This is a genomic window from Streptomyces sp. NPDC002328, assembly GCF_042890065.1.
Classification (GTDB): domain Bacteria; phylum Actinomycetota; class Actinomycetes; order Streptomycetales; family Streptomycetaceae; genus Streptomyces.
Window position 1 is genome coordinate 171,299 of sequence record NZ_JBIARQ010000012.1, and the last position, 21,851, is coordinate 193,149.

The following is a 21,851-nucleotide window of genomic DNA, read 5'->3' on the forward strand; positions in this document are numbered from 1 at the left end:
GGGCCCACCGGAGGTGAGTACCGTCTCGTACGGCGGATACCTTTATGGCGTGCAGCCAGCCAGTCAGCCACCCGAGCACTCCGAGCACCCCGAGGCCCTCGCCGGGCGTCTCCACCGAGCGCGTGCCCTCTACCGCAACGTCTCCAAGCGCAGGACCGCCTGGCTGCTCCTGAAGGACACCGTCAACTCCTGCATCGAGTACCGCATCCTCGGTCTCGCCGCGGAAGCCGCCTTCTTCACCCTGCTGTCCGTGCCGCCGCTGCTGCTCAGCCTCATCGGCCTCCTCGGCTACGTCGACGACTGGACCGGCACCGACACCATCAGCAGCCTGGAGGCCAACCTCCTCGACGCCTCGCGCACGGTCCTGTCGGACAAGGGCGTCGCCGAGATCGCCCAGCCCATCCTCGACGACGTGATGAAGGGCGGCCGTCCCGACGTCATCTCGATAGGCTTCCTGTTCGCCGTGTGGTCCGGCTCGCGCGCGGTGAACGTCTTCATCGACACGATCACCGTCATGTACGGCCTCGACGGCGTGCGCGGCATCGTCAAGACCCGGCTGGTGGCGTTCCTGCTGTTCATCGCCGCCCTGCTGATCGGCTCCGTCGCGCTGCCGCTGATGGTGGCCGGGCCCGACGCCGTCGTGCGGATCGTGCCCTGGTCGACGACGGTGGTCCAGGTCCTCTACTGGCCTGTCGTGATCGTCCTGTCGATCGCCTTCCTCACCACGCTCTACCACGTGTCCGTGCCCGTGCGCTCGCCGTGGATCGAGGACGTGCCCGGCGCGCTGGTGGCCCTCGCGATGTGGGTCTTCGGCAGCTTCCTGCTCCGCATCTACCTCCAGAACACCATCGAGGGCGCCACCATCTACGGCTCCCTCGCCGCCGCCGTGGCCGTGCTGCTGTGGATCGGTGTCTCCGCGTTCGCGGTCCTCGTCGGGGCCGCCGTCAACGCCGCGATCGACCGCGTCTGGCCGGCCGCCGCCACCGCCGCCGCCCGCGCGGCCAACGAGCGCCTCCGCGAGGAGGAGGCCGCCGAGTACGTCGCCCGCCTGGCCGCGGCCCGCCAGCACGAGGACGACCCCGACGACCCGGACATCCCCTCCGAGTTCCCCGAACGCTGGTCCCGCTTCCTCCCCCCGGAAGACGTGACAGGCCGCCTCCGCACCCACGCGAAGACCTCCCCCAAACCCCCGTCCCTGAACGGCGAGGAACCCCCACCCCCAGAGAAGTAACCCCAGCGACGCACCCCGGCTGAGGCCCACCCCCAAGGGGCGCGGGGAACTGCGCGCCCAGCCCCCCACAACCCGCACATGTAGAACTCAGCTCCAAGCCCCCACCCCAGCCGCCCCCTTGACGAACTCCGAGAAGTCCCGCGGCTCACGCCCAAGCACCTCCCGCACCCCGTCGGAGACCCTCGCGTTGTGGCCGTCGAGCAGCTCCTCGAACAGCTCCACCAAAAAGTCCGCCTCCTCCGCCGGCACCCCGAACCCCACCAGCCGCTCCCGGTACTCCCGCACGGGCACGGCCCGGTACGTCAGCGGACGCCCGGCCGCCGCCCCGACCTCCGCCACCGCCTCGCCCCAGGTCAGCAGCCGTGGCCCGGTCACGTCGATGTCCTGCCCCACGTACCGCCCGCCCGACGTCAGCGCGGCCACCACCACGTCCGCGATGTCCCGCACGTCGACGAACGGCTCCCGCACCTCCTCCCCGGCGGGGAACACCAGCTCCCCGGCGAGCCGCAGCTCCTCCACCAGCGGCCCCTCGCTGAAGTTCTGCGCGAACCACGCCGCCTGCACGACGGTCCAGTCTGCCCCGGACGCCCGCAGCGCGTCCTCCGTCGGCCGCGCCCGCTCCTCCCCCCGCGCCGACAGCAGCACCAGCCGCCGTACGCCGAGCCCGACCGCCTCCCGCGCGAGCGCGCCGACCGCCTCGGCGGCCTCCGGGGCGCCGACGTCCGTCGGGTACGCCAGGTAGGCCGCGTCCGCGCCGCGCAGCGTGTCCGCCCACGTCGACGGGGACCCCCAGTCGAAGCCCGTCGCCCGCGAGGCGGCCCGCACCGTGAGCCCGGCGGCCTCCGCGGCCCGCGCCACCCGCCTGCCCGTACGACCGGTCGCACCGGTCACCACCACCGTCATGTCCCGCACCGAGTCCCGCACCGTGTCCTGCGCCGTGTTCCGTGTCATGGCTCAAGTCAACTGCCGCCCGCCGCCCGCGCCCATCGCTGAACGGCTCATTCCCATAAGCGCGCGTCTACGCTGACGCCATGGACGCTCTCGCAGGCCTGCTGGAGGGCCCACGCGCGCGTGGCGCCTTCATGATCCGTGCGTGTTTCGACCCGCCGTGGGCGGTGCGGGTGGAGGACCGGGCCCCGCTGACGGTGATGCTCATGGTCCGGGGCGACGGCTGGGTCATGCCCGACGAGGGCGAGCCGATCCGGCTGACCGCCGGCGACCTCGCCATCGCGCGCGGCCCCGGCGCGTACACCTGCGCCGACGACCCCGCCACCGCCCCGCAGGCCCTGGTCCTGCCGGGCGGCGAGTGTGCCTACCCCGACGGCCGGTCCCTCAACGGCTCCATGGACCTCGGCGTCCGCGCCTGGGGCGACCGTCTCGACGGATCCACGGTGGTGCTGATCGGCACGTACACCATGGAGGGCGAGATCAACGGCCGTCTGCTGGACGCGCTGCCGCCGCTGCTGTCCCTCACCGACGACGTGTGGCAGTGCCCGCTCACCCCGCTGCTCATGGAGGAGATCGCCCGCGACGAGCCGGGCCAGGAGGTCGTCCTCGACCGCATGCTGGACCTGCTGGTCATCGCCGCGCTGCGGGCGTGGTTCTCCCGCCCGGAGGCGGCGGCCCCCGCCTGGTACCGGGCGATGGCCGACCCGGTGGTGGGCCGCGTCCTGCGCCTCGCCCAGGACGACCCGGCCCACCCCTGGACGGTGGCGTCGCTCGCCGCGAAGGCCGGCGTCTCCCGGGCCGGCCTGGCCCGCCGCTTCACCGAGCTCGTCGGCGAACCCCCGATGACGTACCTCACCGGCTGGCGCCTCGCCCTCGCCGCCGACCTGCTGCGCGACACCGACGACACGATCGCCGCGATCGCCCGCCAGGTCGGCTACGGCAGCGCGTTCGCCCTGTCCAGCGCCTTCAAACGCGTCTACGGCCGCAGCCCTCAGGACCACCGGACACGGGCGGCGTAACACCCCCGGCGTAACCTGGCCACGTGTACCAGGAACGCCCCTCGCGGCTGGCCGGCGCGGTGGTGTGGACGAACGCCCCGGTGGGCGCCGACGCGCGGCCGGTGCTGCCGGACGGCTGTATGGACCTGCTGTGGAACGAGGGCAGGCTGCTGGTCGCCGGTCCCGACACCCGGGCCTACCTGCCCGACGGCCCGTCCGCGTCCTGGGCCGGTCTGCGCTTCTTCCCCGGTGCCGCGCCCGCCCTCCTCGGCGTGCCGGCCCACGAACTGCGCGACCGGCGCGTGGAGTTGGCCGAGCTGTGGCCGCGCGCCGAGGTACGACGGCTGCGCGCCCGCATCGAGGCGGCCCCGCACCCGGCGACGGCACTGGAGGACCTCGCGCTGGAACGGACCGCCCCGCCCGACCACGAACTGCGCCGCCTCGTCACCGCCCTCGCCGAGGGCCGCCCGGTGGCCGCCACCGCCGACGAACTCGGACTGACGGCACGCCAGTTGCACCGCCGCTCGCTGAACGCCTTCGGCTACGGCCCGAAGACCCTGGCCCGGATCCTGCGCCTCCAGCGCGCCCTCTCCTTGGCCCGACGGGGTGTGCCGTATGCGGACACGGCGACCCGCGCCGGCTACGCCGACCAGTCCCACTTCGCCCGCGACGTCAGGGAGTTGAGCGGGATGACGCTGACGGACCTACTGCTGCGCTAGCGGCGCGAACAGGTCGACGCCGTTGCCGTCAGGGTCGTGCACGACGGCGTACCGCTGCCCCCATACCGCGTCCCACGGCTTCAACTCGCCCTCGTACCCTGCGCCCACCAGCTCCTCGTACACCGCGTCGACCTCGCCCGGCCCGTCGCACCGCAGGGTGAGGGAGTGCCGACCGCCCCCGGCGGGGGCCTGCCACTCGGGGTGGAAGGACCGGACGACGTCCTCGGTGTCGAGCAACAGCCGCAGCCCGCCGGGAAGTTCGGCCTCGACATGCGGCTCACGCTCGGAGCCCTCGGGGAAGGCGAACCCGAGCCGGCGGTAGAAGGCGACGGAGGCGGCCATGTCGGAGACGACCAGGCCGATGGCATCAAATCGTGGAGTCATGCGCCCACCGTAGGCGGCGTCCGACGACCCGGTCTTGAAGGAAACGGACATCAGCGGCCGCCCGAGGGGTGCGCGCCCCACCACCGGAAAGCCGTCGTTCCTGGAACACCTGTGCGGCAGGATGACCGAATGAGCCGAACCGGACGCCTCGCCCTGCCCGCCGTGCTGCTGCTCCCGCTCCTCCTCACAGCCTGCGGCACCGAGGACGCGGGCACCGCGGGCGCTACGAGCACCGCAGGCGCCGCGGCCACCGCCGATCCCGCCGATCCCGCCGATCCCGCCGAACTCAACTCCCGGGCGCAGGCGTTGGGCATCGCCCCCGAGGCGGTGTACGCCGTCGAGGCCCCCGGCTACACCCTCGCCCAGCAGTCCGTCGGCGTGATCGGCGACGACGGCTTCTCCGCGACGTACGTCTCCCCGAAGGACGGCACCCAGCTCCAACTCATGGTCGACCGCGCCGCGATGACGGCGGACGACTGCGCGAACCAGGCACCCGCCGGGTCGCCGAGCGGACCGTCCGGCACCTCCGCTCCCTGCGTCCGCGACGGCGAGGCCTGGTACCGCAGCACCGGCGGGCGCACCGAATACACCGTGGCGAGGCAGGAGTTCGTCATCCGCGTCGGCGGCACGGGCGTCCCCCGGGACGTCCTCCGCGAGGCCGCCCACGGCGTCCACCGCCCCTCCGCCGACGAACTCGACGCCCTCCTCCCGCCCGCCCCCGAGGGATCCGGACCGGCGGCGACCACCCCGGTGGAGAGGGGAGACCTGCCGTCGGAGGGTGACGGAGCACCGCGCAACGACGTCGGCGTGGGCGGCTGAGACGCACAACGCGGGCGGCTGAGCCGCCGTACCGGCCGGGCGGCCCGGGGTGACGTTTCTGCGGTGAACCGGTTCCGCCATCGGGGTGAGCGAGCACCGCTCGACCACGGCGCGCCCCCGCGCCCCGGCGATCCTGCTGTCCCATCGGCAGGCCGGCAGGCACGGCAGGCATGGCAGGCACGGCAGGAGGAGCCGGACGTTGACTTACGGGACCAAGCTGCGCGAGCGGATCGCCGGACCGGGCACGACCCCGCTGATCGGCGTGTACGACATGTACTCGGCGTCGATCGCGGCGCAGCACTACGACGCGCTGTTCGTCTCCGGCTTCGGCTTCGCGGCCTCCCACTACGGGCTGCCCGACATCGGTTTCATCGCCTGGCCGGACATGATGGCGTTCGTCCAGCGGCTGCGGGGCGCGTTCCCCGGTCACCATCTGCTGGTCGACATCGACGACGGCTACGTCGATCCGGAGGTCGCCTGCCATGTGGTGGAGGGCCTGGAGCGCGCGGGGGCGTCCGGCGTGATCCTGGAGGACCAGAAGCGGCCGCGCCGCTGCGGGCACGCCGACGGCAAGCAGGTGCTGCCGCTGCCGGAGTACCTCGCGAAACTGGAGCTGGTCCTCGCCACTCGCCGTGACCTGGTCGTCGTCGCCCGCACGGACGCCACCGAGGAGGCCGACATCCTGCACCGCGCCGAGGCCCTCGCGGCCACGGACGCCGACGTCGTCCTGGTCGACGGGGTGCGCAGCGTGGAGTGGATCGGCCGCATCCGGGGCGTGGTCGGCGACAAGCCCCTCCTCTTCAACCAGATCGCCGGCGGCAAGTCCCCGCGCCTCTCCCTCGGCGAACTCACCGACCTCGGCGTCGACGTCGCGATCTACAGCACCCCCTGCCTGTTCGCCGCCCACGAGGCGATGCACTCCGCCCTCACCGAACTGAAGCGTGCCGACGGCCGCCTCCCCGAGGTGGACGACACCGTGGGCGTCGGCGTCCGCACGGCCACCCGGCTGCTGGAGGGCAACATCGCGCGGCTGCGCTCGACTTCGGCCCCGGCGCGGGAACGGGCGCGCGAGCGGGAGTGGACGCTGACCCAGCCGTGAACGCCCGATCCGGGCCCGGGGCAGGGGAGTTCAGTCCCGGGGAGCCCCGGTGCTCGCCCGTTCCACCAACCGCGTCGACAGCTCCGTCCGCGTCCCCTCCGGGCGGTCGCCGTCCATCATCCGCACCAGGAGCCGTAGCGCCGTCGCCGCCATCTCCGCGAGCGGCTGGCGGACGGTGGTCAGGGCCGGGGCGGTCCAGCGCGACTCGGGCAGGTCGTCGAAACCGACCACGCTGACGTCGTCCGGGACCTTCAACTCCCGTTCCGCCAGCGCCTCGTAGACGCCGAGGGCCTGACGGTCGGAGCAGGTGAAGACGGCCGTAGGCGGCGCGGGCAGATCGAGGAGGTCGCGCATGTGGCGGCGGGCGATGGACTCGTCGAAACCGCCGTGGCGGATGTACTCGGGGCGGTGGACCAGGCCCGCCGACGCCAGGGCCGAACGGTAGCCCGCGATCCGGGCGTTGCTGCACATCCGGCGGCGCGGCCCGGCGATCACCGCGATCCGCTCATGACCGAGGGCCAGCAGATGTTCGGTCGCCGTCACACCGCCCTGCCAGTTGGCCGCGCCCACCGACACCACCCCCGGCGGCGGCTCGACCACCGGATCGATCACGACGAACGGTATCCGGTGCTGCTCCAGCCAGGCGTACTGGGACTGCGTCAACTCGGCCAGATAGAAAAGGACTCCGGCCGAGCCCCGGACGGTGAGCTTGTCCAGCCAGCCGCGCTGCGGACGGCCCGCCCTGGTGCGGGCCGGCGCGGCCGAGACGACCACGTCCAGACCCGCTTCGTGCGCCGCCTCCTCCACCCCGTGCAGCACCGCGCCCGACGAGGAACTGTCCAGCGAGTGCACGACGAGGTCGACCAGCCGGGGCGGTTTCGTCGCGTCGAAGCGCGGTCTGCGCACATAGCCGAGCCGGTCCAGCGCCTCCATGACCCGGCGCCGGGTCTCGGGAGCCACGTCCTCACGGCCGTTGACCACCTTGGAGGCGGTCGGCACGGACACGCCCGCCTCGCGTGCCACGACCGCCAGGGTCGGTCCGGCCGTCACGCTCGCACTGCCCGTGCGGACCATCGGGAACCACCTCTCCGGCCCGCCCGAGGCCAGCGAAAGTTCGACCACCGCCCTTTCGGGAGCCGATCCTGACCCGACGGCTCGCAGAAAGCGCTTGCTATCCTAGGTGCGCCCCAGCGCGGCGGGAAGACGGCGGGAAGACACGGGCAGACGACGGGGAAACGGCGGGAAGACGCCGGTCGGTCCGTTGTGACGGGTCGAGGCCCCTATGTTCGCCGGTGCTCGCCGGTGCTCGTCTGTGTTCGCCCCGCACCCCCGCCGTGTTCCGCCTGTGTTCTCCCTGTGTCCCCCGATGGCGTGATTCGTGCGCTCGGAGAGCCTCGCGCGGCGGGTGCGTCGACCGAGGTGGATCTCCGGGACGGCGGAAACCCCAGGTGAAGGCCGTCGGCCTCCCGCTTCGACCGACCGGCGTCCCAATGGCCAGTTATGACGGCGCACTCGGCATGGCAGAGGGGGTAGCTTCAGCCGCGTACCGGTCCGACGCGGGCGGGGGACTCCGAGGCGCGGTCGCCGAGGGTCCGCCCACGCCCCCGACCACGGTCGTCTCCGCGCGCCGCGCACTGATCGCCGCGCGCCGGGCGGGAGGCGAGCGGTGCGTCGAGTGCTGTGCGTCAGATGCCGCGCATCGAGTTCTCCGCGCATCGAGTTCTCCGCGCCACGACGGCGACCGCGGGAACCCGCGTCGACGCGATCGAGGACCAGCGCGTCAGCAACGTCAAGCGCCACCCTACGAATCGAAGAGGGAAACGCATGCGAGTTCTGACCAGGACCATCGTCAGTCTCACCGCCGCAGCCGGCATCGCCGCCGGCAGCCTCACCGGGGCGAGCGCGAGCTTCGCGGCGTCCACGCCGGCCGCGCAGCCCGCGGTGACCTCCCAGGCCGCCGCTCCGCTCGCGGTGGTCAACCTCGGCCTGAACGCCACCCAGGCGGGGTACGTCCAGTGCTGGCTCAAGGCCAACTGGGGCTACACCGGCCTCATCGACGGCGAACTCGGCACCAACAGCTGGAAGGCGTTCCAGCGCAACCTCCGGGCGCACTGGGGCTACACCGGCGCCATCGACGGCATCGTCGGCGGCGGCACGGTGAGCGCACTCCAGCGCCTGCTGCGCAACTGGGGCTACACCGGCGCGATCGACGGCATCGCCGGCTCGGGCACCCAGGCCGCGTTCAAGAACTTCGCCAACGCGTGCGCCGGTTGGTGCTGAGCCCGGCCCCTACCCGACGGCGCGGACGTGCCTCCCGCGCCGTCGGTGCCGTCCGCGCCGGTGAGGACAGCGCACCATGCTGCTGCGCCGTGTTCCGGGCTCTAGGAGTCCGTGAAGAGCGATGAGATCGGCGCGGGTGGCACTCCGGGAAACTCTGCGATGAGAGTGTCGAACTCGCTCCAAAGGCGCGCCAGCACGGGTTTGTCGCCGGCGAGTCCGGTCACATCCAGCGAGGACCGCTCCAGGAGCCGTAGCCTTCCCGCAGCCGTCCGGTAACGCTCGACGAATGTGCCCTCTCCAGCCTCTGCGAGGTCGCGCAGGGCGGCTTCCCCGATCCGGGGTGAACAAGCGATGAACAGCGAGCGCGCCACGTCGAAGTCGGACGCGGCCGAACCGCACAGTTGCTGTGACAAGTGGTCCCGGACCTCCCCGGCCTTCTGCGCCTTGCGGTGCGACCGGTGCGCTGTCGCCTCGCCGGCCGGCAACCAGATACGTGCCAGACGTGCAGCGGTGTCCAGTGCGGCGCGTGCCGCCTCCGCGGTCTCCTCCTCGTCGCCGCGGGCGCATGCCCACATCGCCCAGTCGCACGCCGCGGCGAACCGGGACTGGAGATCACCTCTGTCGGGGTGCGCGCAGATGGTGCGGTAGAGGCCGCTGGTTCGTTCGGCCTCTCCGGCAAGAGTCAGCGCCATGGCCAGGGTCCGTAGTTGAGCGGGAATGGCGGGCCATCTCGACTCGGGCTGGGCCACCGCGAACTCGGCCAGTTCGACGGCGCGGGCGAGGTCACCGGCGTCGCCGAGGCGTCGGAAACGGCACATGAGCGCGTGGGCCAGCTCGTTCACCGTCGACTTGTGCAGCGGATTGTCCACCGGCAGGGCGGACAGGGCGTGTTCACCCGCGTCGATCGACGTGTCGTTGTCCGACGCCTCGCCCAGAAGGGCGTACCTCCTCGCGAGCAGGACCGAGCGCAACGCGGGGAAGTACGCGTACAGCGGGGAGTCCTTCGGAGTCATCGCTTCGGCTGCGTCGACGGCTGCGGTCGCCGTCATGAGATTGGCGGAGTCCGGTTCTTCCTCCGCGAACGCGGTCCGCGCCAGGGCGAGGTTGTGCAGTCGCTCCCACCGCACCGGAGAATCTCCGGGCGTTGCCTGGACGGACTCCTCGATGAGTGCGATGGAGCGGTGCAGGTCTTCCCGTTCTTCCAATCGCTCATAACGGCTGAGGTAGGCGACCCCGAGATTGTTGAGGGCGAAAGGCCGCTGCTCCCCGTCGGGCGGCCCCTCTCTGAGGACGCGCTCGTGCGAGCGAATGGCGCCGTCGAGGTCGCTGGTGCGTCCGATGACCTCGTAGCGCAGACGCAGGTAACTTCCGAGGTTGGTCAGCACGCTGCAGTGCTCCTCCGACGCCAGGGACGACGGCCTGACCGCTTCGAGGGCGCGAATGGCCCTGTCGAGGTCGCGGACGTTGGGAGTGTGCAGCGTCCTTGCGCGCAGCGCCGCGCCCAGCTTGTTCACCCGCAGCAGGCGCTCATGCGGGTCCACGTCCGGCACCCGGGTCGATTCCTCGTGCAGTTCGATGGCACGGTCCAGGTCGGTACGGTTGCCCCAGTGCTGGAATCTGTCGAAGTATGCGTCGGCGAGAGGCACGAGCAATGCCAGGCGCCTGTGCGAAGAAACGTCGTGGACGGTCCCGTTGATGATCTCGATCAGCCGGTCCAGCGACTGCGGCTGCTGGGTCAGCTGACGTAGCGCGTTCAACAGTGCGGCATGGTCTTTCAGATCTCTGATCGATGCGGTGGTCGCACGGGTGGGCCGCCGGATCACGTCTGTCACCGCGGAGGCTGCCTCTTCAAGGTGCTCGACGCGCCGTGTCACTCCGTATCGGCGGACGAGGGCGAGGAGATGCATGCGTCGGGCCTGACGACGTTCACTCAAGGGGCGTTCGAGGGTGTCCATGAGGGTCAACAGGTCCCGATGGGCCTCGACCAGGGCGGCCAGTTCGTCCTCCCCGCAGTCCGCCGCCGTGCATCGGCGTTCGGCCTGGTCCGCCTCGGACACGGCCCGCACGAGTTCGCCGGGCAGGCCGTTGGTGCTCGACACCTTCCAGCCGAGCAGTTCGCCGAAGGCGTCGTCCAGGCCTATGTCGCGGCAGCGGGAGAGCAGTTCATCAGCCGCGTTCACCGCCTTGAGCGTGTCGGGGCTGTCCTCGTGCCTTTTCCGGAGATGCGACAGGACGATCTCGGTATCGTTCTCCAGCAGTTCGGGGTGATGCCGGAGAAGGGCCCGGGCGTGATGCCAGCTCGGGGCGCTCATCAACTTGAAGAGAATAGCCGCCAGTCGGTCGTGCTGGGACGGTGTCATCAGCAGGGGGGCGCCGCAGCAACTGCTGTAGGCGGAGCCGCGGCCGCACCAGCACGGGTCATCGGGCCGGGGAGGCCACTTGACGGACGGGTCGCCGCTCTCGGTGACGTATCGGGAGAAGTGGTCTCTGTTCCAGGGGTCGTTGACGGCACCGGCCTCGCACCAGCGCAGGTAGGCATCGAGGCCGACTCGCATGACGGCGACGTTCTTGGCGAGCGCGGTCAGTTCTCTCAGGAATCCGTCATGGCGTCTGCAATAGTCGGTGAAATCCTGTCCCCGCCATTCGGCGGCGAACTGGGGCCACAGATCGCGGGCCCGTTCGAATTCCACTTCCGGCAGCCACCAGATCGTGAGCTGCGAAACTCGTGGCACAGTGGGATCTCTCGCCTCAGACACCCACAATCCCCCTCTGTCGGTGAAACAGACGCCGAGTCAGGATTCTTTCAGGCATGCTGAGGAGTGTCACCGTTTTCACGGTGTTCGCCCCCGGCCATCCCAGGAGCGGTAGATGGAACTGCCACCAGGCCAGCCCGCCCCGGGTGAGAGCAGCGTCCTGCGTGTGGAGATCGTCCCCTGGCCCGGCGGCAGCGAGGATCCGCACGACTTGCCGGAGATCGTGCCGGTGGGGGTCATGATCCTGTTCACTCCGCCCGGTGTCGCCGAGCAGCGCACCGCACACCTCACCACGCTGGCGGATCTGATGGAGTTGCTGCGAGAGGACTCCGGCGGTCCCGCTCGGGAGATGGCCCGGGAGGTGATCTGTGACGCGGTCGCCGACGCGGCGCTTGCCCGGCAGTCGTCCCGGACAAGGATCGCCGTGCGGCTGCTCGTCGCCGAAATCCTCGCAGTGGACGCCGCTGAACCGGAGCGGGCGCTCAGCGTCGCCCGTACGGCCCTGGAGGAGGCCCGCGCCACAGAGCCGCCGGGAAGCGCCGCGGGGGCCGAGGCGGCCTTGAGACTGGGGCGTCTGCTGATCCATCTCGGTGCGGACGACGAGCACCGCGACGCAGGTCTGCGCCTGCTGGAGGAGTCCGCCGGCGTGCCCGGTTCCCGGTTCCGGGGCGACGCGCTCGCAGCCATCTCGACAGGCCTGGTCCAGCGGTTCGTTCACAGCAAGGACCTCAGCCACCTTCAGCGCGCCATCACCGCCGCACGGTCCGCGGTCGACGAGGCATCGCCCAATTCTCCGGATGAGCGTGGGCGCGAAACCGATCTCGGTGCCATGCTGACGGCACGTTTCCAGGCATCGCAGGACGGAGACGACCTGCGAGAGGCCGTGAAGGTGCTCAGCGGGGCGGTCGACGCCAGTCCCGAAGACGATCCACAACTGGCGTCGCGGCGTCACCTCTTGCTGGAGACGCTGCGGATGAGCATCCACCGACGGCCGAGCCGCAGCGATCTGGATCTCCTGATCGCGACCCTGGGGGCCACGGCGCAGGGCGACGAAACCGGCCCGGAAATGCGCAGGGAGCTACTGCGTGAACTCGCTCACGTCCTTGACCTGCGCTGGCAGCACTACCAGCGACTGCCCGATCTCCGCCACAGCACGGACGTCCTCACCGAACTGCTCGACGAGACAGCGGATGACGACCCCATGCGCCCGGAGTTGCTGGCCGCACTCGCGATGGCCGTGTTCCGGCAGGCCGAGACAGGGGGAGACGCCTCCAGCATCGACCGGAGCCTGACACTGATCAACGAGGCCCTTGCCCTGCCGCCACCGGAGCCACAGCAGACGGTCGTCTACCAGAGGCATCTCGCGGTGATCCTGCGGGCGCGCGCGGCACGCGACCGCCGGCCGGAGGACCTGGAGCAGGCCATCACCTTGCTGGAGAACTGCGTGGCCACAGCCCACGCCGACGGCTTCGGAGGGGTGAGCCAACCGCTGGGGAGCCTGGGCTTGGCCCTGTTGGCGCGGTACGAGCTGGGGGGCGCGGCCACCAGCGATCCGAACCAGGCCGACGAACAAAGCCGGACAGGCGATCTGGACCGGGCCATCGAGGCTCTCGCCTCGGCGGCCGCCGCCCCCGACGACAACGCATACGGCCGCGTGACCGCCCTGAAGAACCTCCTCCACGCGGTCGGGATCCGCTACACCGCGTCCGGACGCCCCGACGACCTCGCCTGGCTGAGCGACCTCGGGCGGCAGTTGCGCAAGGCCACCGAAGACGACGCGTCCATCACGGGTGTCTCGACGACGCGGCATCTCGCCGTGACCCTGGAGGACCGACTGGACGCCATCGCTGATCCTTCGACGCTGGACGAGGCTGTCGCCGTGCTGGAAAGGGAGTTCAGCCAGGCCGAACCCGGTTCCGCCCACGCCTACGAGACCGGAGTGAACCTGGCTCTGAATCTGTGGAGGAGCTATGTGGCCAGGGGCGGCGCAGAGGCCCTGAGGAGGGCGATCGCCCTCCTGGAAGACGCCGTCGCCCATCTGCCGCCCGGCTCCCGGGATCGGGCGGAGGCGTTGGGGATGCTGGGCATGTGCCTTCGTGACCGCTACATCCACGACGGTGTCTCCGCGGATCTCGACCAGGCGGTCTCCTGTCACAACGAAGCCCTTCCCAGCTATGACCCGGGCGAGGAGAAATACGCCGAGATCGCGGGCAACCTCGCCCTGGCCCTGTGGGATCGCTACGGGCGCACGGGAAACCTGCACGACCTGGACCGGTCCATCGCCCTGCTCGACACGGTCCTCGACAGCCCTCCGCAGGCGACGGTGCGTCTGACGGGCGTCCTCAACACCCTCGGCATCGCGCTGCGCGACCGATACCACAGCACACGTGACCCAAGAGACCTGCACAGGGCTGTCGAGGTCCATGAGCGCGCCTCGGACCTGCCGGCCGCCGCTCGCCTCACCTCCGGCGGCGTCCTGAACAACTACGGCGCGGCGCTCATGGACCGCTACCGCACCACCCACGACCTCACAGACCTCTTGCGTGCCGTCGACGTCTTCGAGCAGTCCCTGGACGTCGCCCATCCGGAGAGTCCCAACCGGCCGCGATTCCTGGTCAATCTGGCCGGAGGGCTGCAAGCCCGCTACGACCGCCTGCGGGATGTGAAGGACCTGGACCGGGCGATCGAGCTGACCGGCAACGCGCTCGCCGAGGCGCCGCCGGGATGGGTGAACATGTCGACCTCCCTGATGTCCCTGGCAACCCTGCTGCACATGCGATATCGGCAGTTGGGGCGACGGCACGACCGGCGGGCGGCCTTGGAGGCGTATCGAAAGGGCTGCCGTTCGGGGCTCAACGCCCAGGCCGGCGCCACCCTGCGCTCGGCGCGTTCCTGGCTGGAGTGGGTCTTCCAGGAAGGAGCCTGGGACGACGCCGCGGAAGCAGCCGGTGTGGCCGGCGAGGCGATGATCAGACTCTTCGAATCCCAGTACGGCCGGACCCACAAAGAGCGCTGGCTCAGAACTGCCCGGGGTATACCCTCCCTGAGCGCGTATGTGCTGGCCGCCAAGGAGGAGCAGCAGAAGGCCGTCGTCGCCCTGGAGAGCGGCCGCGCGCTCCAGATGAGCGAGGTCCTGGAGCGCGACCGGGCACAACTCGACGACCTGATCGGCGAGGGCCATGTCCGACTGGTGGAGAGATACCGGCGTGCCAACGACGCCTGGGCGGATCAGCTCCGCAGCGGGGAGTCCCGCGACACCATCGACCCTGATACGGCGTCCTTCGCACCGGAGCACGCACTCGAGCAGTCCCGCCGCGAACTCGACGAAGCGATCACCATGATCCGCGCCGTCCGGCCGGGCTTTCTCCGGCCTTCGACCTTCGCCGACGTGGTCACCGCCGCTCGCACCGCACCGCTTGTCTACCTCGCGACGACGAATGCCGGCGGAGTGGCGCTGCTGGTGCGAGCCGACGGCACGACAGAGACCGTCTGGCTGCCGGACCTCACGGAAAGGGATGTCACCCGCAGGGTGAGCGACCTGCGCCGGGCCCACGACGGTTGCAGCCGTGATCCGGCGGTATGGCGGGGCACGCTGGACGCCGTCTGCTCATGGCTGTGGGATCACGTCATGGCCGCCGTGCTGGACCGGCTCGGTCCGGCAGCGCGCGCCATCCTCATTCCCGCCGGAACCTTGGGTCTGCTTCCCCTGCACGCCGCTTGGACGGCCGACGCCTCACGTCCGACGGGGCGCAGGTACGCCGTCGACGACTGCTCACTGGCGTACGCGCCCAACGCGCGCAGCGTCAAGGCGGCCCAGGACATCGCCGACCGGGCGGTGACCGAGTCGCTGCTCACCGTGGAGGACCCGCGGCCCAGCAAGCAAACTCCCTTGCCCTTCACTGTCCCGGAGGTCGCCGCTGCCCGCGCCTGTTTCCCCACGGCCAAGGGCTTCAGCCGGGAGGCCGCGACCGTCGCCGACGTCACAGCGGCCCTTCCCGCCTTCCGAGTTCACCACTTCGCCTGCCACGGCATCGCGAATCTGAGCGAGCCCCTGAAAAGCGCCCTGATTCTGGCCGACGACGAGCCACTGACCCTTGAGGCCCTCCTGCGTCTGCGCCTCCTCGGCGAGGATTCCGAGGGAGTGCGGCTGGTGGTGCTCTCCAGCTGTGAGAGCCTCATCCCCGGACTCGAGCTGCCCGATGAGGTGGTCAGTCTTCCGACGGGGCTGCTCCAGTCCGGGGCGGCCGGCGTCATGGCGACCCAGTGGGCCGTGACCGGGCTGGCGACCTCCCTTCTCATGGGGCGGTTCCACCGGGAGCGCAGGGTCGACCCCGCCGTCTCCCCCGCGACCGCCCTGCGCTCGGCGCAGCAGTGGCTGCGGGACACGACGAACGGCGAGAAGCTCGCCGATCTGCGGGCTGACGACGTCCTGCCGCGCGAGGCCGTTCGCCCATGGAGGAGGGAGCTGCTCCGAAAGCCGCCGCACGAGAGGTCGTTCGCGCACCTCAGCGAGTGGGCCGCTTTCTCCCATGTCGGTGTGTGACGGCACCGCGATCATGGTCACGACCGGCATCGGCTCCCACGCATCGTCCCGCGTCCTGGGACCGGAACAGTTTCTGCTCCGCCATCAATACCGGCCCGCCGGGGCGGGCAGACTGAGGTGGTGGACATCGAACTGTTCCTCATAGCCGCGCGGCGACTCCATGACGAAGTGGGTGCCACAGACGTGCGGGAGCCCCTGGCACGGCTGATCCGAGAGGTGGAGGAGGCCGGGTCGCCGGAGGACCGCGAGGATGCCGTCGACCGGATCTACGAGTTACTCGCTCTCGACGAGCCGACGCGGAAACGCTTCGACGAACTGCTCCCCAAGGTGAAGGAGGAGCGCCGTGCCGGTGGCTACGGCGACCTCGCCGGGGATCCGGAACCGGTCAACGACCGCTACGCCTGCCCCAACGGGGACTACGCCTGGCCGATCCTTGACGTCGCCGACCCCACGCCGCCCCTGTCGACGTGTCCGTATGACGGCGAGACGTTGACCTTCCGCGCGGCCGGGGAGTGAATCGGCGGTGCTGGAGGACTTCTGGAAGGGACTCGGGGGCAAGTTCGCGGAACGGTGGCTGACCGCTCTCTTCTCCCCGGCTTTCGCCTTCTGGGCGGGGGGATTCCTCGCCTGGCTGTACGGGCAGGGGTGGTCGACGGTCGAGCGGCTGGGCTGGCTCGGTGCACTGCGGCAGTGGACGGCCGACGCGCGCGGCCTGCCTTTCCTGGCCCAAGCGCTGCTGGTGGTCGGCCTGTTGATAGTGCTGACGCTGTCGGGTCTGCTCCTTCAGCACCTGTCCCGGCCGACGCTACGTCTGCTGGAAGGGTACTGGCCTCCTCGTGCGACCAGCGTGCGGGAGTGGTCCAGGCGGCGCCTCAGCGACCGAGCCGACGGGGCAGCCACCCGGCTGCGCGTCCTGCTCGCCGTCCCGCCCGACACACGAAGCGCCGTCGAAACCGCGGAACTCGGCCGTCTCCGCGGCAGCTACCAGCAGGTTCCCCCACGGCCCGCGCAACGGATGCCCACCCGCCTGGGCAACGTGCTTCGTGCCGCCGAGCTGCGCCCGGGCTCCCGGTACGGGCTGGACGCCGTGACGTGTTGGCCCAGATTGTGGCTGCTGCTGCCGAAGGACTCCCGCCAGGAGGTGGCGGCCGCCCGGACAGGACTGTACCTGTCGGTACAGAGCTGGTTGTGCGCGCTCGTCTTCACGGTGTTCGTGGTCTGGGCGTGGTGGGCACCGGTCGTCGGGCTCGCGGTGGCCTGGGTGACGTACTACACGCGCATGCTGGCGGCGGCCCGTACCTACGGGACCCTGATCGAGGCGTGCTTCGACGTCCACCGAGGGCTGCTGTACTCGGCGTTGAACTGGCCCCGCCCCGCCAACCCTCGCGCGGAGTACGCCGCGGGGCAGCGCATCAGCGCATATCTCAGCACCGGCTCGCGGCAGACGAGCCCGACCTTCATCGATCCGCCGCCCACCATGACCGTCCTGCCCTCGTGACCGCGACTTCGCGGGAGCTTCGGGACAACAAGGCCCTCACGCCACCCGGGTCAGGTCGGCGCGGTGGACCTGGTGGGTCAGGGGCCGGCCGGATGCCAGCCGTTCCAGTTCCTCGACGACGGTACGGCCGAGGCGCTCCAGTTCGTTGCCGAGGGAGCCGGCGATGTGCGGGGTGAGGAAGACGTTGGGGAGACGGTAGAGGGGGGAGTCGGCGGGCAGCGGCTCGGGTTCGGTGACGTCGAGGATCGCGTGCAGCCGGCCGGAGACCAACTCGTCGGTGAGAGCGGCGTGATCGACGAGCGCGCCCCGTGAGGTGTTGATCAGCACACCGCCGTCGCGCACCAGCGTGAGCCGCTCGCGGTCGAGCAGGTGACGGGTCTCGGGAATGTCCGGCGCGTGCAGGCTGACGATGTCGCTGTGCCGCAGCAGATCCTCCAAGGAGAGCGGCCTGGCGCCGAGTTCGGCTGCCTCGGCGGCGTCGACGTAGGGATCGTGCAGCAACACCTCGAAGTCGTAGGGCCGCAGGAGTTCGAGGAGACAACGGCCCACGCGGGAGGCTCCGATGACGCCGACGCGCCGCCCCACGTTGCCGGTTGCGGCGGTCTCGGCGTGGGTGGGGTGGGTGTGGGTGCGGCGGAAGCGCTCGCGGTGCGCGAAGGCGTCCTTGCCGGCCAGCAGGATCATCGCGAGGGTGTACTCCGCGACGGGAACGGCGTTGGCGGTCACCGCGCTGGAGACGGTCACGCCGTGGTCCCACAGGGCGTCGCCCACCAACGAGCGCACGGAGCCGGCGGCGTGCAGGACGGTGCGCAGCCGGGGCGCGGCGGCGAGCGCCTCCGAGCCGAGGTGAGGGCAGCCCCAGCCGGTGATCAGGACCTCCGCGTCGGCCAGCGCGGCGGCCGTGTCCGCCGCGGCGGGGCCGGTGAGGTCGCGGAAGTCCTGCACGACGAGCGCCGGATCGAGTGCGGCGGCCCGGCGCAGCCGCGCCTGGAGCGGCGCGGGGAACAGGAGGGGGAGGTGCACCGGATCCATGGCGAACACGGCCCTGGGCAGCTGGGCGCTGGGCATGAGTCTCCTGAGGTGCGTGCGTGGGAAACGTTTTCTGCAAGCGCGTTCTACGGTAGGACCGGCCTGGAGTGGGGTCAATCGCCTGGAGTGGGGTCAACCGGCCGGGGTCGACGTGGTCAGGTCGACGTGGTCAGCTCGACGTGGTCAGGTCGACGTCGTCACGGCGGGTCGTCGAAGCGGTTTCGGCACCCTGACGTCCCCCGAACAGCCCTGTCAGGGGCGCGTGCGCCGGAATACCGCGCGCCGCTGTGGTGCTCTGGTGTTACCGGTGCACGAGCGCGGCGGCGGCGCGGTGCCGCAGTGCCGCAGTGCCGCGGGACTTGGGGCCTGGAGGGCTGGTGGGCAGATGACGGCAGGCCGGACGAACGCCGTGGCCGAGGACCGGCCCGCCCCCGTGGTCGGCACCCCCTACGGAGCGGTCCGGGGCCGCCACGAGGACGGCATCGCGGTCTTCAGGGGCATCCCCTACGCGGCGCCCCCCTTCGGACCCCGACGGTTCCGGCCTCCCGAGCCGCCCGAACCCTGGGGCGGCGTGCGGGACGCGGGCGACTTCGGGCCGACGGCGCCGAAACCGCTGTACTCCGAGGCCTTCGCGCAGTACCTGTCCGACCCGGTGGTGCCCGGCGACGGCTGCCTCAACCTCAACGTCTGGACCCCCGGGCCCGACCCGGACAGCCGGCTGCCGGTCCTGGTGTGGCTGCACGGCGGCGGGCTGACCAGGGGCACCTCGGCGGTACCGGTCTACGACGGACGGAACTTCGCACGGGACGGCGTCGTGTTCGTCTCGGTCAACTACCGCCTGGGCGTGGAAGGTTACGGCCTGTTCCCCGACGTCCCGGCCAACCCCGGCCTGCGCGACCAGCTCGCCGCCCTGCGCTGGGTCCACGAGTCGATCGAGGCGTTCGGCGGCGATCCCGCGCGGATCACCCTGGCCGGTCAGTCGGCCGGGGCGATCAGCATCGGCGCGCTGATCGCCGCCCCGCAGGCGCGGGGGCTGTTCCGGCGGGCCGTCCTCCAGAGCGGGCCGCCGGAAGCGCTCCCGCGGGACAAGGTGCGGCGCATGGTCCGCCGGATGGCGAACCGGCTGCGCGTCCCCGCCACGGCCGAGGCCTTCGCCGCCGTCGACCGCGACGTCCTGCTGCGCACCCAGGCCGAGGTCGGCAGGCTGAGCAGCCCCGTCCTCGGCGGGCCCGCCTTCGGCGTCGTCGTCGACGGCGACCTCGTCCCGCGCGACCCGCTCCAGGCCCTCGTCGACGGCGACGCCGCCCCCGACGCCGACCTGCTCCTGGGCTGGACGAGCGACGAGTACCGGCTCTGGCTGGTCCCCGGCGGCCTGCTGGAGCGCATCGACCGGCTCGGCGCCGTCGGGCTGGCCGGGGCGATGGCACGCTGCCACTGCGGCCACGAGGTGCCGCGCGGCTACCGGGCGCTGCACCCCGAGGCCGGCACCGCCGAGATCGTCGGGCAGATGATCACCGACCATCTGCTGCGCCGGCCGCTCCAGCGCCTGGCCGAGGCCCGCCCCGGCTCGTCGTACGTGTACGAGTTCGCCTGGCCGTCGGGGCGGCCCGGGCTCGGCGCCTGCCACGCGCTGGAACTGGGCTTCGTCTTCGACACCGGGGACGTGCCCGACGCCGCGAAGCTCGCCGGCGAGCACGCCCCGCGCGAGCTGACCGACGTCATGCACGGGGCGTGGGTGCGGTTCGCGGCGACGGGCGACCCCGGCTGGGAGGCGTGGGGCCCGACGCACCCGGTGCGCGTGTTCGGCGACCCGGGCGCGGACGCCGCCGACGGCGTCGCGTACACCGCCCTCGGCCCGCGCGACCGGGAGCTGGCCCTGTGGGAGAGGGAGGGAACCGACGACACCGAGGGCACGGCGCTCGACGGGAACGCAGCGGTGGTCGGGGGAGCTGCGATTTTTGACGGGGGCGGCGGGGGCGGCGGAGACGGCGGTGGGGCTGGTGAGGCCGGAGGCGTCGAGGGGGTTCCGGCCTCCGGTGGAGCGTCTGCCTCCGGCGGGGCACCTTCCTCCGGCGGAGCGGCTGTCCCGGTCCGGGCCCCGGTCGATGCCCCGCCGGACGGGCTGACCGCACGGCTCCCGCGCACCGCCGAACTCCGCTCGGCGGTCCGCCGCCTGCGCCGCGCGGGCGGGCCGCGACGCCGCTGACGACTGCCGCGCCAAGTAGCCCCGGCATTCTGCGAGTTCGCACGTCGGCACCGGCGGCGGCCCCCATTTGTCTCGCCCGACCCCCACCCGCGACCGGCCCGTTGTCGGCGCCGGGTGCGCGTCGAGCCCCGCCTCGTGCAGGGAGGTGAGGGAGGTGAGGGCGATGAGAGCCCCGGCTAGGCCGACGCCAGCGTCCGCGCGATCGACGTGATCGCCTCCGGCCCGACCCGGCAGCAGCCGCCGATCAGCCGGGCGCCCGACTCCCGCCAGCCGCGCACCTGTTCGGGGGCGAAGCTGGAGCGGCCGTTCCAGGCGCGGGCCTCGGCGTCCCAGGCCTCGCCGCTGTTGGGATAGACGACGACCGGCTTGCCCGTCACCCGCGCCGCCGTCGCCACGGCGCCTTCGACGTCCTCGGGGGCGCAGCAGTTCACACCGACCGCGATCACCTCGTCGACGTCGGCGGCGAGCGCGAACGCCTCCTCCAACGGCTGCCCGGCCCGCGTGCGGTCGCCCGCGACGCTGTACGACAGCCAGGTCGGCACCCCCAGCCCGCGCACCGCCCGCAGCAGCGCCTCGGCCTCCTCGGCGTCGGGCACGGTCTCCAGCGCCAGTACGTCGGGCGCGGCGGCCGCCAGCACCTCGACGCGGGGCCGGTGGAAACGTTCCAGCTCCTCGACCGTGAGCCCGTAGCGGCCGCGGTACTCGGAGCCGTCCGCGAGCATCGCCCCGTACGGGCCGACCGACGCGGCCACCCACAGCGGGTGCGCGACACCCTTCTTCTGAGCCTGCCGGGCCGCGTCCCGGGCCAGCTCCACGCTCAGCGCGAGCAGCCGGGCCGCCTCCGCGCGGTCGATCCCGCGCTTCGCGAAGCCCTCGAAGGTGGCCTGGTAGCTGGAGGTGATCGCCACGTTCGCGCCCGCCTCGAAGTAGGCGAGGTGCGCCTCGGTGATCGCCTCGGGCCGCTCGGCGAGCAGCCGCGCCGACCACAGCTCGTCGCTCAGGTCGTGCCCGGCGGACTCCAGCTGGTTGGACATACCGCCGTCGAGGACGACGGCACCGGAGACGAGGGCCTCCGCGAGGGGCTGGGCGGACGGGGAAGGGGTGTCGCTGGTCATGCCCCGACGCTAGTCGACACCCACCGCCGACGTCCGGATACGTCCACTCCGTGAACGCCCCGTCCGCCATACGGAACGCCGACACTGCGGGCCAGTCCGGCGGACGCCACACCGCCGCACCGCCGTCCGATGCCACCGCTCCTGCCCGGTCCGCGCCGCCGGACTGCCCGGCCCCAGGCGGCTGCCCCGCCCCAGGCGCGCCGCCCCGCCTGTCCGAGGGGGCCACCCC

General features: G+C 71.8%; 16 protein-coding genes. 10 read left to right on the forward strand and 6 right to left on the reverse strand.

Features of this window, described 5'->3' with window-relative positions:
• Positions 1-49: 49 nt before the first annotated feature.
• Positions 50-1,231, forward strand: a complete 1,182-nt coding sequence (locus ACFYX4_RS27385; RefSeq protein ID WP_389338780.1) for a YihY/virulence factor BrkB family protein — start codon at positions 50-52, stop codon at positions 1,229-1,231.
• A gap of 87 nt (positions 1,232-1,318) precedes the next feature.
• On the opposite strand, the gene ACFYX4_RS27390 is transcribed toward ACFYX4_RS27385, so the two are convergent.
• A complete protein-coding gene (locus ACFYX4_RS27390) occupies positions 1,319-2,182 on the reverse strand; it encodes an NAD(P)H-binding protein (protein WP_389338783.1) in 864 nt (287 codons plus the stop codon).
• Between the two features lie 80 nt (positions 2,183-2,262).
• Between ACFYX4_RS27390 and ACFYX4_RS27395 the strand changes: the two genes are divergently transcribed.
• The gene (locus tag ACFYX4_RS27395; protein ID WP_389338787.1) at positions 2,263-3,198 is read left to right on the forward strand and encodes an AraC family transcriptional regulator; all 936 of its coding nucleotides are present in this window, start codon (positions 2,263-2,265) and stop codon (positions 3,196-3,198) included.
• A gap of 23 nt (positions 3,199-3,221) precedes the next feature.
• Complete coding sequence (locus tag ACFYX4_RS27400) at positions 3,222-3,896, forward strand: helix-turn-helix domain-containing protein (RefSeq protein ID WP_389338790.1); 675 nt, start codon at positions 3,222-3,224, stop codon at positions 3,894-3,896.
• On the opposite strand, the gene ACFYX4_RS27405 is transcribed toward ACFYX4_RS27400, so the two are convergent.
• Positions 3,882-4,331 (reverse strand): VOC family protein, encoded by a 450-nt coding sequence (locus ACFYX4_RS27405; RefSeq protein ID WP_389338793.1) that lies wholly within the window; start codon positions 4,329-4,331, stop codon positions 3,882-3,884. The two genes, ACFYX4_RS27400 and ACFYX4_RS27405, sit on opposite strands and share 15 nt — an antisense overlap.
• Before the next feature lie 78 nt (positions 4,332-4,409).
• On the opposite strand from ACFYX4_RS27405, the gene ACFYX4_RS27410 reads away from it, so the two are divergent.
• Together ACFYX4_RS27410 and ACFYX4_RS27415 are read left to right on the forward strand one after the other, a co-directional pair.
• Complete coding sequence (locus tag ACFYX4_RS27410; RefSeq protein ID WP_389338796.1) at positions 4,410-5,099, forward strand: hypothetical protein; 690 nt, start codon at positions 4,410-4,412, stop codon at positions 5,097-5,099.
• 199 nt (positions 5,100-5,298) lie between these two features.
• A complete protein-coding gene (locus tag ACFYX4_RS27415) occupies positions 5,299-6,198 on the forward strand; it encodes an oxaloacetate decarboxylase (protein WP_389338798.1) in 900 nt (299 codons plus the stop codon).
• Between the two features lie 30 nt (positions 6,199-6,228).
• On the opposite strand, the gene ACFYX4_RS27420 is transcribed toward ACFYX4_RS27415, so the two are convergent.
• Positions 6,229-7,272, reverse strand: coding sequence for a LacI family DNA-binding transcriptional regulator (locus tag ACFYX4_RS27420; protein ID WP_389338801.1), 1,044 nt, complete (start codon positions 7,270-7,272; stop codon positions 6,229-6,231).
• 750 nt (positions 7,273-8,022) lie between these two features.
• On the opposite strand from ACFYX4_RS27420, the gene ACFYX4_RS27425 reads away from it, so the two are divergent.
• Complete coding sequence (locus tag ACFYX4_RS27425) at positions 8,023-8,478, forward strand: peptidoglycan-binding protein (RefSeq protein ID WP_389338804.1); 456 nt, start codon at positions 8,023-8,025, stop codon at positions 8,476-8,478.
• Between the two features lie 101 nt (positions 8,479-8,579).
• On the opposite strand, the gene ACFYX4_RS27430 is transcribed toward ACFYX4_RS27425, so the two are convergent.
• Positions 8,580-11,168, reverse strand: coding sequence for a hypothetical protein (locus ACFYX4_RS27430; protein ID WP_389338807.1), 2,589 nt, complete (start codon positions 11,166-11,168; stop codon positions 8,580-8,582).
• A gap of 178 nt (positions 11,169-11,346) precedes the next feature.
• On the opposite strand from ACFYX4_RS27430, the gene ACFYX4_RS27435 reads away from it, so the two are divergent.
• From ACFYX4_RS27435 to ACFYX4_RS27445, 3 genes are all read left to right on the forward strand, one after another.
• Entirely contained in the window at positions 11,347-15,774 is a 4,428-nt protein-coding gene (locus ACFYX4_RS27435; protein WP_389338810.1) for a CHAT domain-containing protein, read from the forward strand.
• A 120-nt stretch (positions 15,775-15,894) separates the two neighbouring features.
• Positions 15,895-16,290 (forward strand): hypothetical protein, encoded by a 396-nt coding sequence (locus ACFYX4_RS27440; RefSeq protein WP_389338813.1) that lies wholly within the window; start codon positions 15,895-15,897, stop codon positions 16,288-16,290.
• Between the two features lie 7 nt (positions 16,291-16,297).
• Complete coding sequence (locus tag ACFYX4_RS27445) at positions 16,298-17,272, forward strand: hypothetical protein (RefSeq protein ID WP_389338816.1); 975 nt, start codon at positions 16,298-16,300, stop codon at positions 17,270-17,272.
• Positions 17,273-17,308: 36 nt separating this feature from the next.
• Here ACFYX4_RS27445 and ACFYX4_RS27450 read toward each other — a convergent pair whose 3' ends face one another.
• Positions 17,309-18,340, reverse strand: a complete 1,032-nt coding sequence (locus tag ACFYX4_RS27450; protein ID WP_389338819.1) for a hydroxyacid dehydrogenase — start codon at positions 18,338-18,340, stop codon at positions 17,309-17,311.
• A gap of 346 nt (positions 18,341-18,686) precedes the next feature.
• On the opposite strand from ACFYX4_RS27450, the gene ACFYX4_RS27455 reads away from it, so the two are divergent.
• Entirely contained in the window at positions 18,687-20,507 is a 1,821-nt protein-coding gene (locus ACFYX4_RS27455; protein WP_389338822.1) for a carboxylesterase/lipase family protein, read from the forward strand.
• Positions 20,508-20,683: 176 nt separating this feature from the next.
• Here the strand turns inward: ACFYX4_RS27455 and mmuM are convergent, their stop codons facing one another.
• The gene (mmuM, locus tag ACFYX4_RS27460; RefSeq protein WP_389338825.1) at positions 20,684-21,622 is read right to left on the reverse strand and encodes a homocysteine S-methyltransferase; all 939 of its coding nucleotides are present in this window, start codon (positions 21,620-21,622) and stop codon (positions 20,684-20,686) included.
• Positions 21,623-21,851: the final 229 nt, after the last annotated feature.

Bases quoted from the DNA above. Each gene is read 5' to 3' on its own strand.
- ACFYX4_RS27450 (WP_389338819.1), bottom strand. From the start codon at position 18,340: ATGCCCAGCGCCCAGCTGCCCAGGGCCGTGTTCGCCATGGATCCGGTG.
- ACFYX4_RS27390 (WP_389338783.1), bottom strand. From the start codon at position 2,182: ATGACACGGAACACGGCGCAGGACACGGTGCGGGACTCGGTGCGGGAC.
- ACFYX4_RS27395 (WP_389338787.1), top strand. From the start codon at position 2,263: ATGGACGCTCTCGCAGGCCTGCTGGAGGGCCCACGCGCGCGTGGCGCC.
- ACFYX4_RS27425 (WP_389338804.1), top strand. From the start codon at position 8,023: ATGCGAGTTCTGACCAGGACCATCGTCAGTCTCACCGCCGCAGCCGGC.
- mmuM (WP_389338825.1), bottom strand. From the start codon at position 21,622: ATGACCAGCGACACCCCTTCCCCGTCCGCCCAGCCCCTCGCGGAGGCC.
- ACFYX4_RS27405 (WP_389338793.1), bottom strand. From the start codon at position 4,331: ATGTCCGTTTCCTTCAAGACCGGGTCGTCGGACGCCGCCTACGGTGGG.
- ACFYX4_RS27455 (WP_389338822.1), top strand. From the start codon at position 18,687: ATGACGGCAGGCCGGACGAACGCCGTGGCCGAGGACCGGCCCGCCCCC.
- ACFYX4_RS27435 (WP_389338810.1), top strand. From the start codon at position 11,347: ATGGAACTGCCACCAGGCCAGCCCGCCCCGGGTGAGAGCAGCGTCCTG.
- ACFYX4_RS27420 (WP_389338801.1), bottom strand. From the start codon at position 7,272: ATGGTCCGCACGGGCAGTGCGAGCGTGACGGCCGGACCGACCCTGGCG.
- ACFYX4_RS27410 (WP_389338796.1), top strand. From the start codon at position 4,410: ATGAGCCGAACCGGACGCCTCGCCCTGCCCGCCGTGCTGCTGCTCCCG.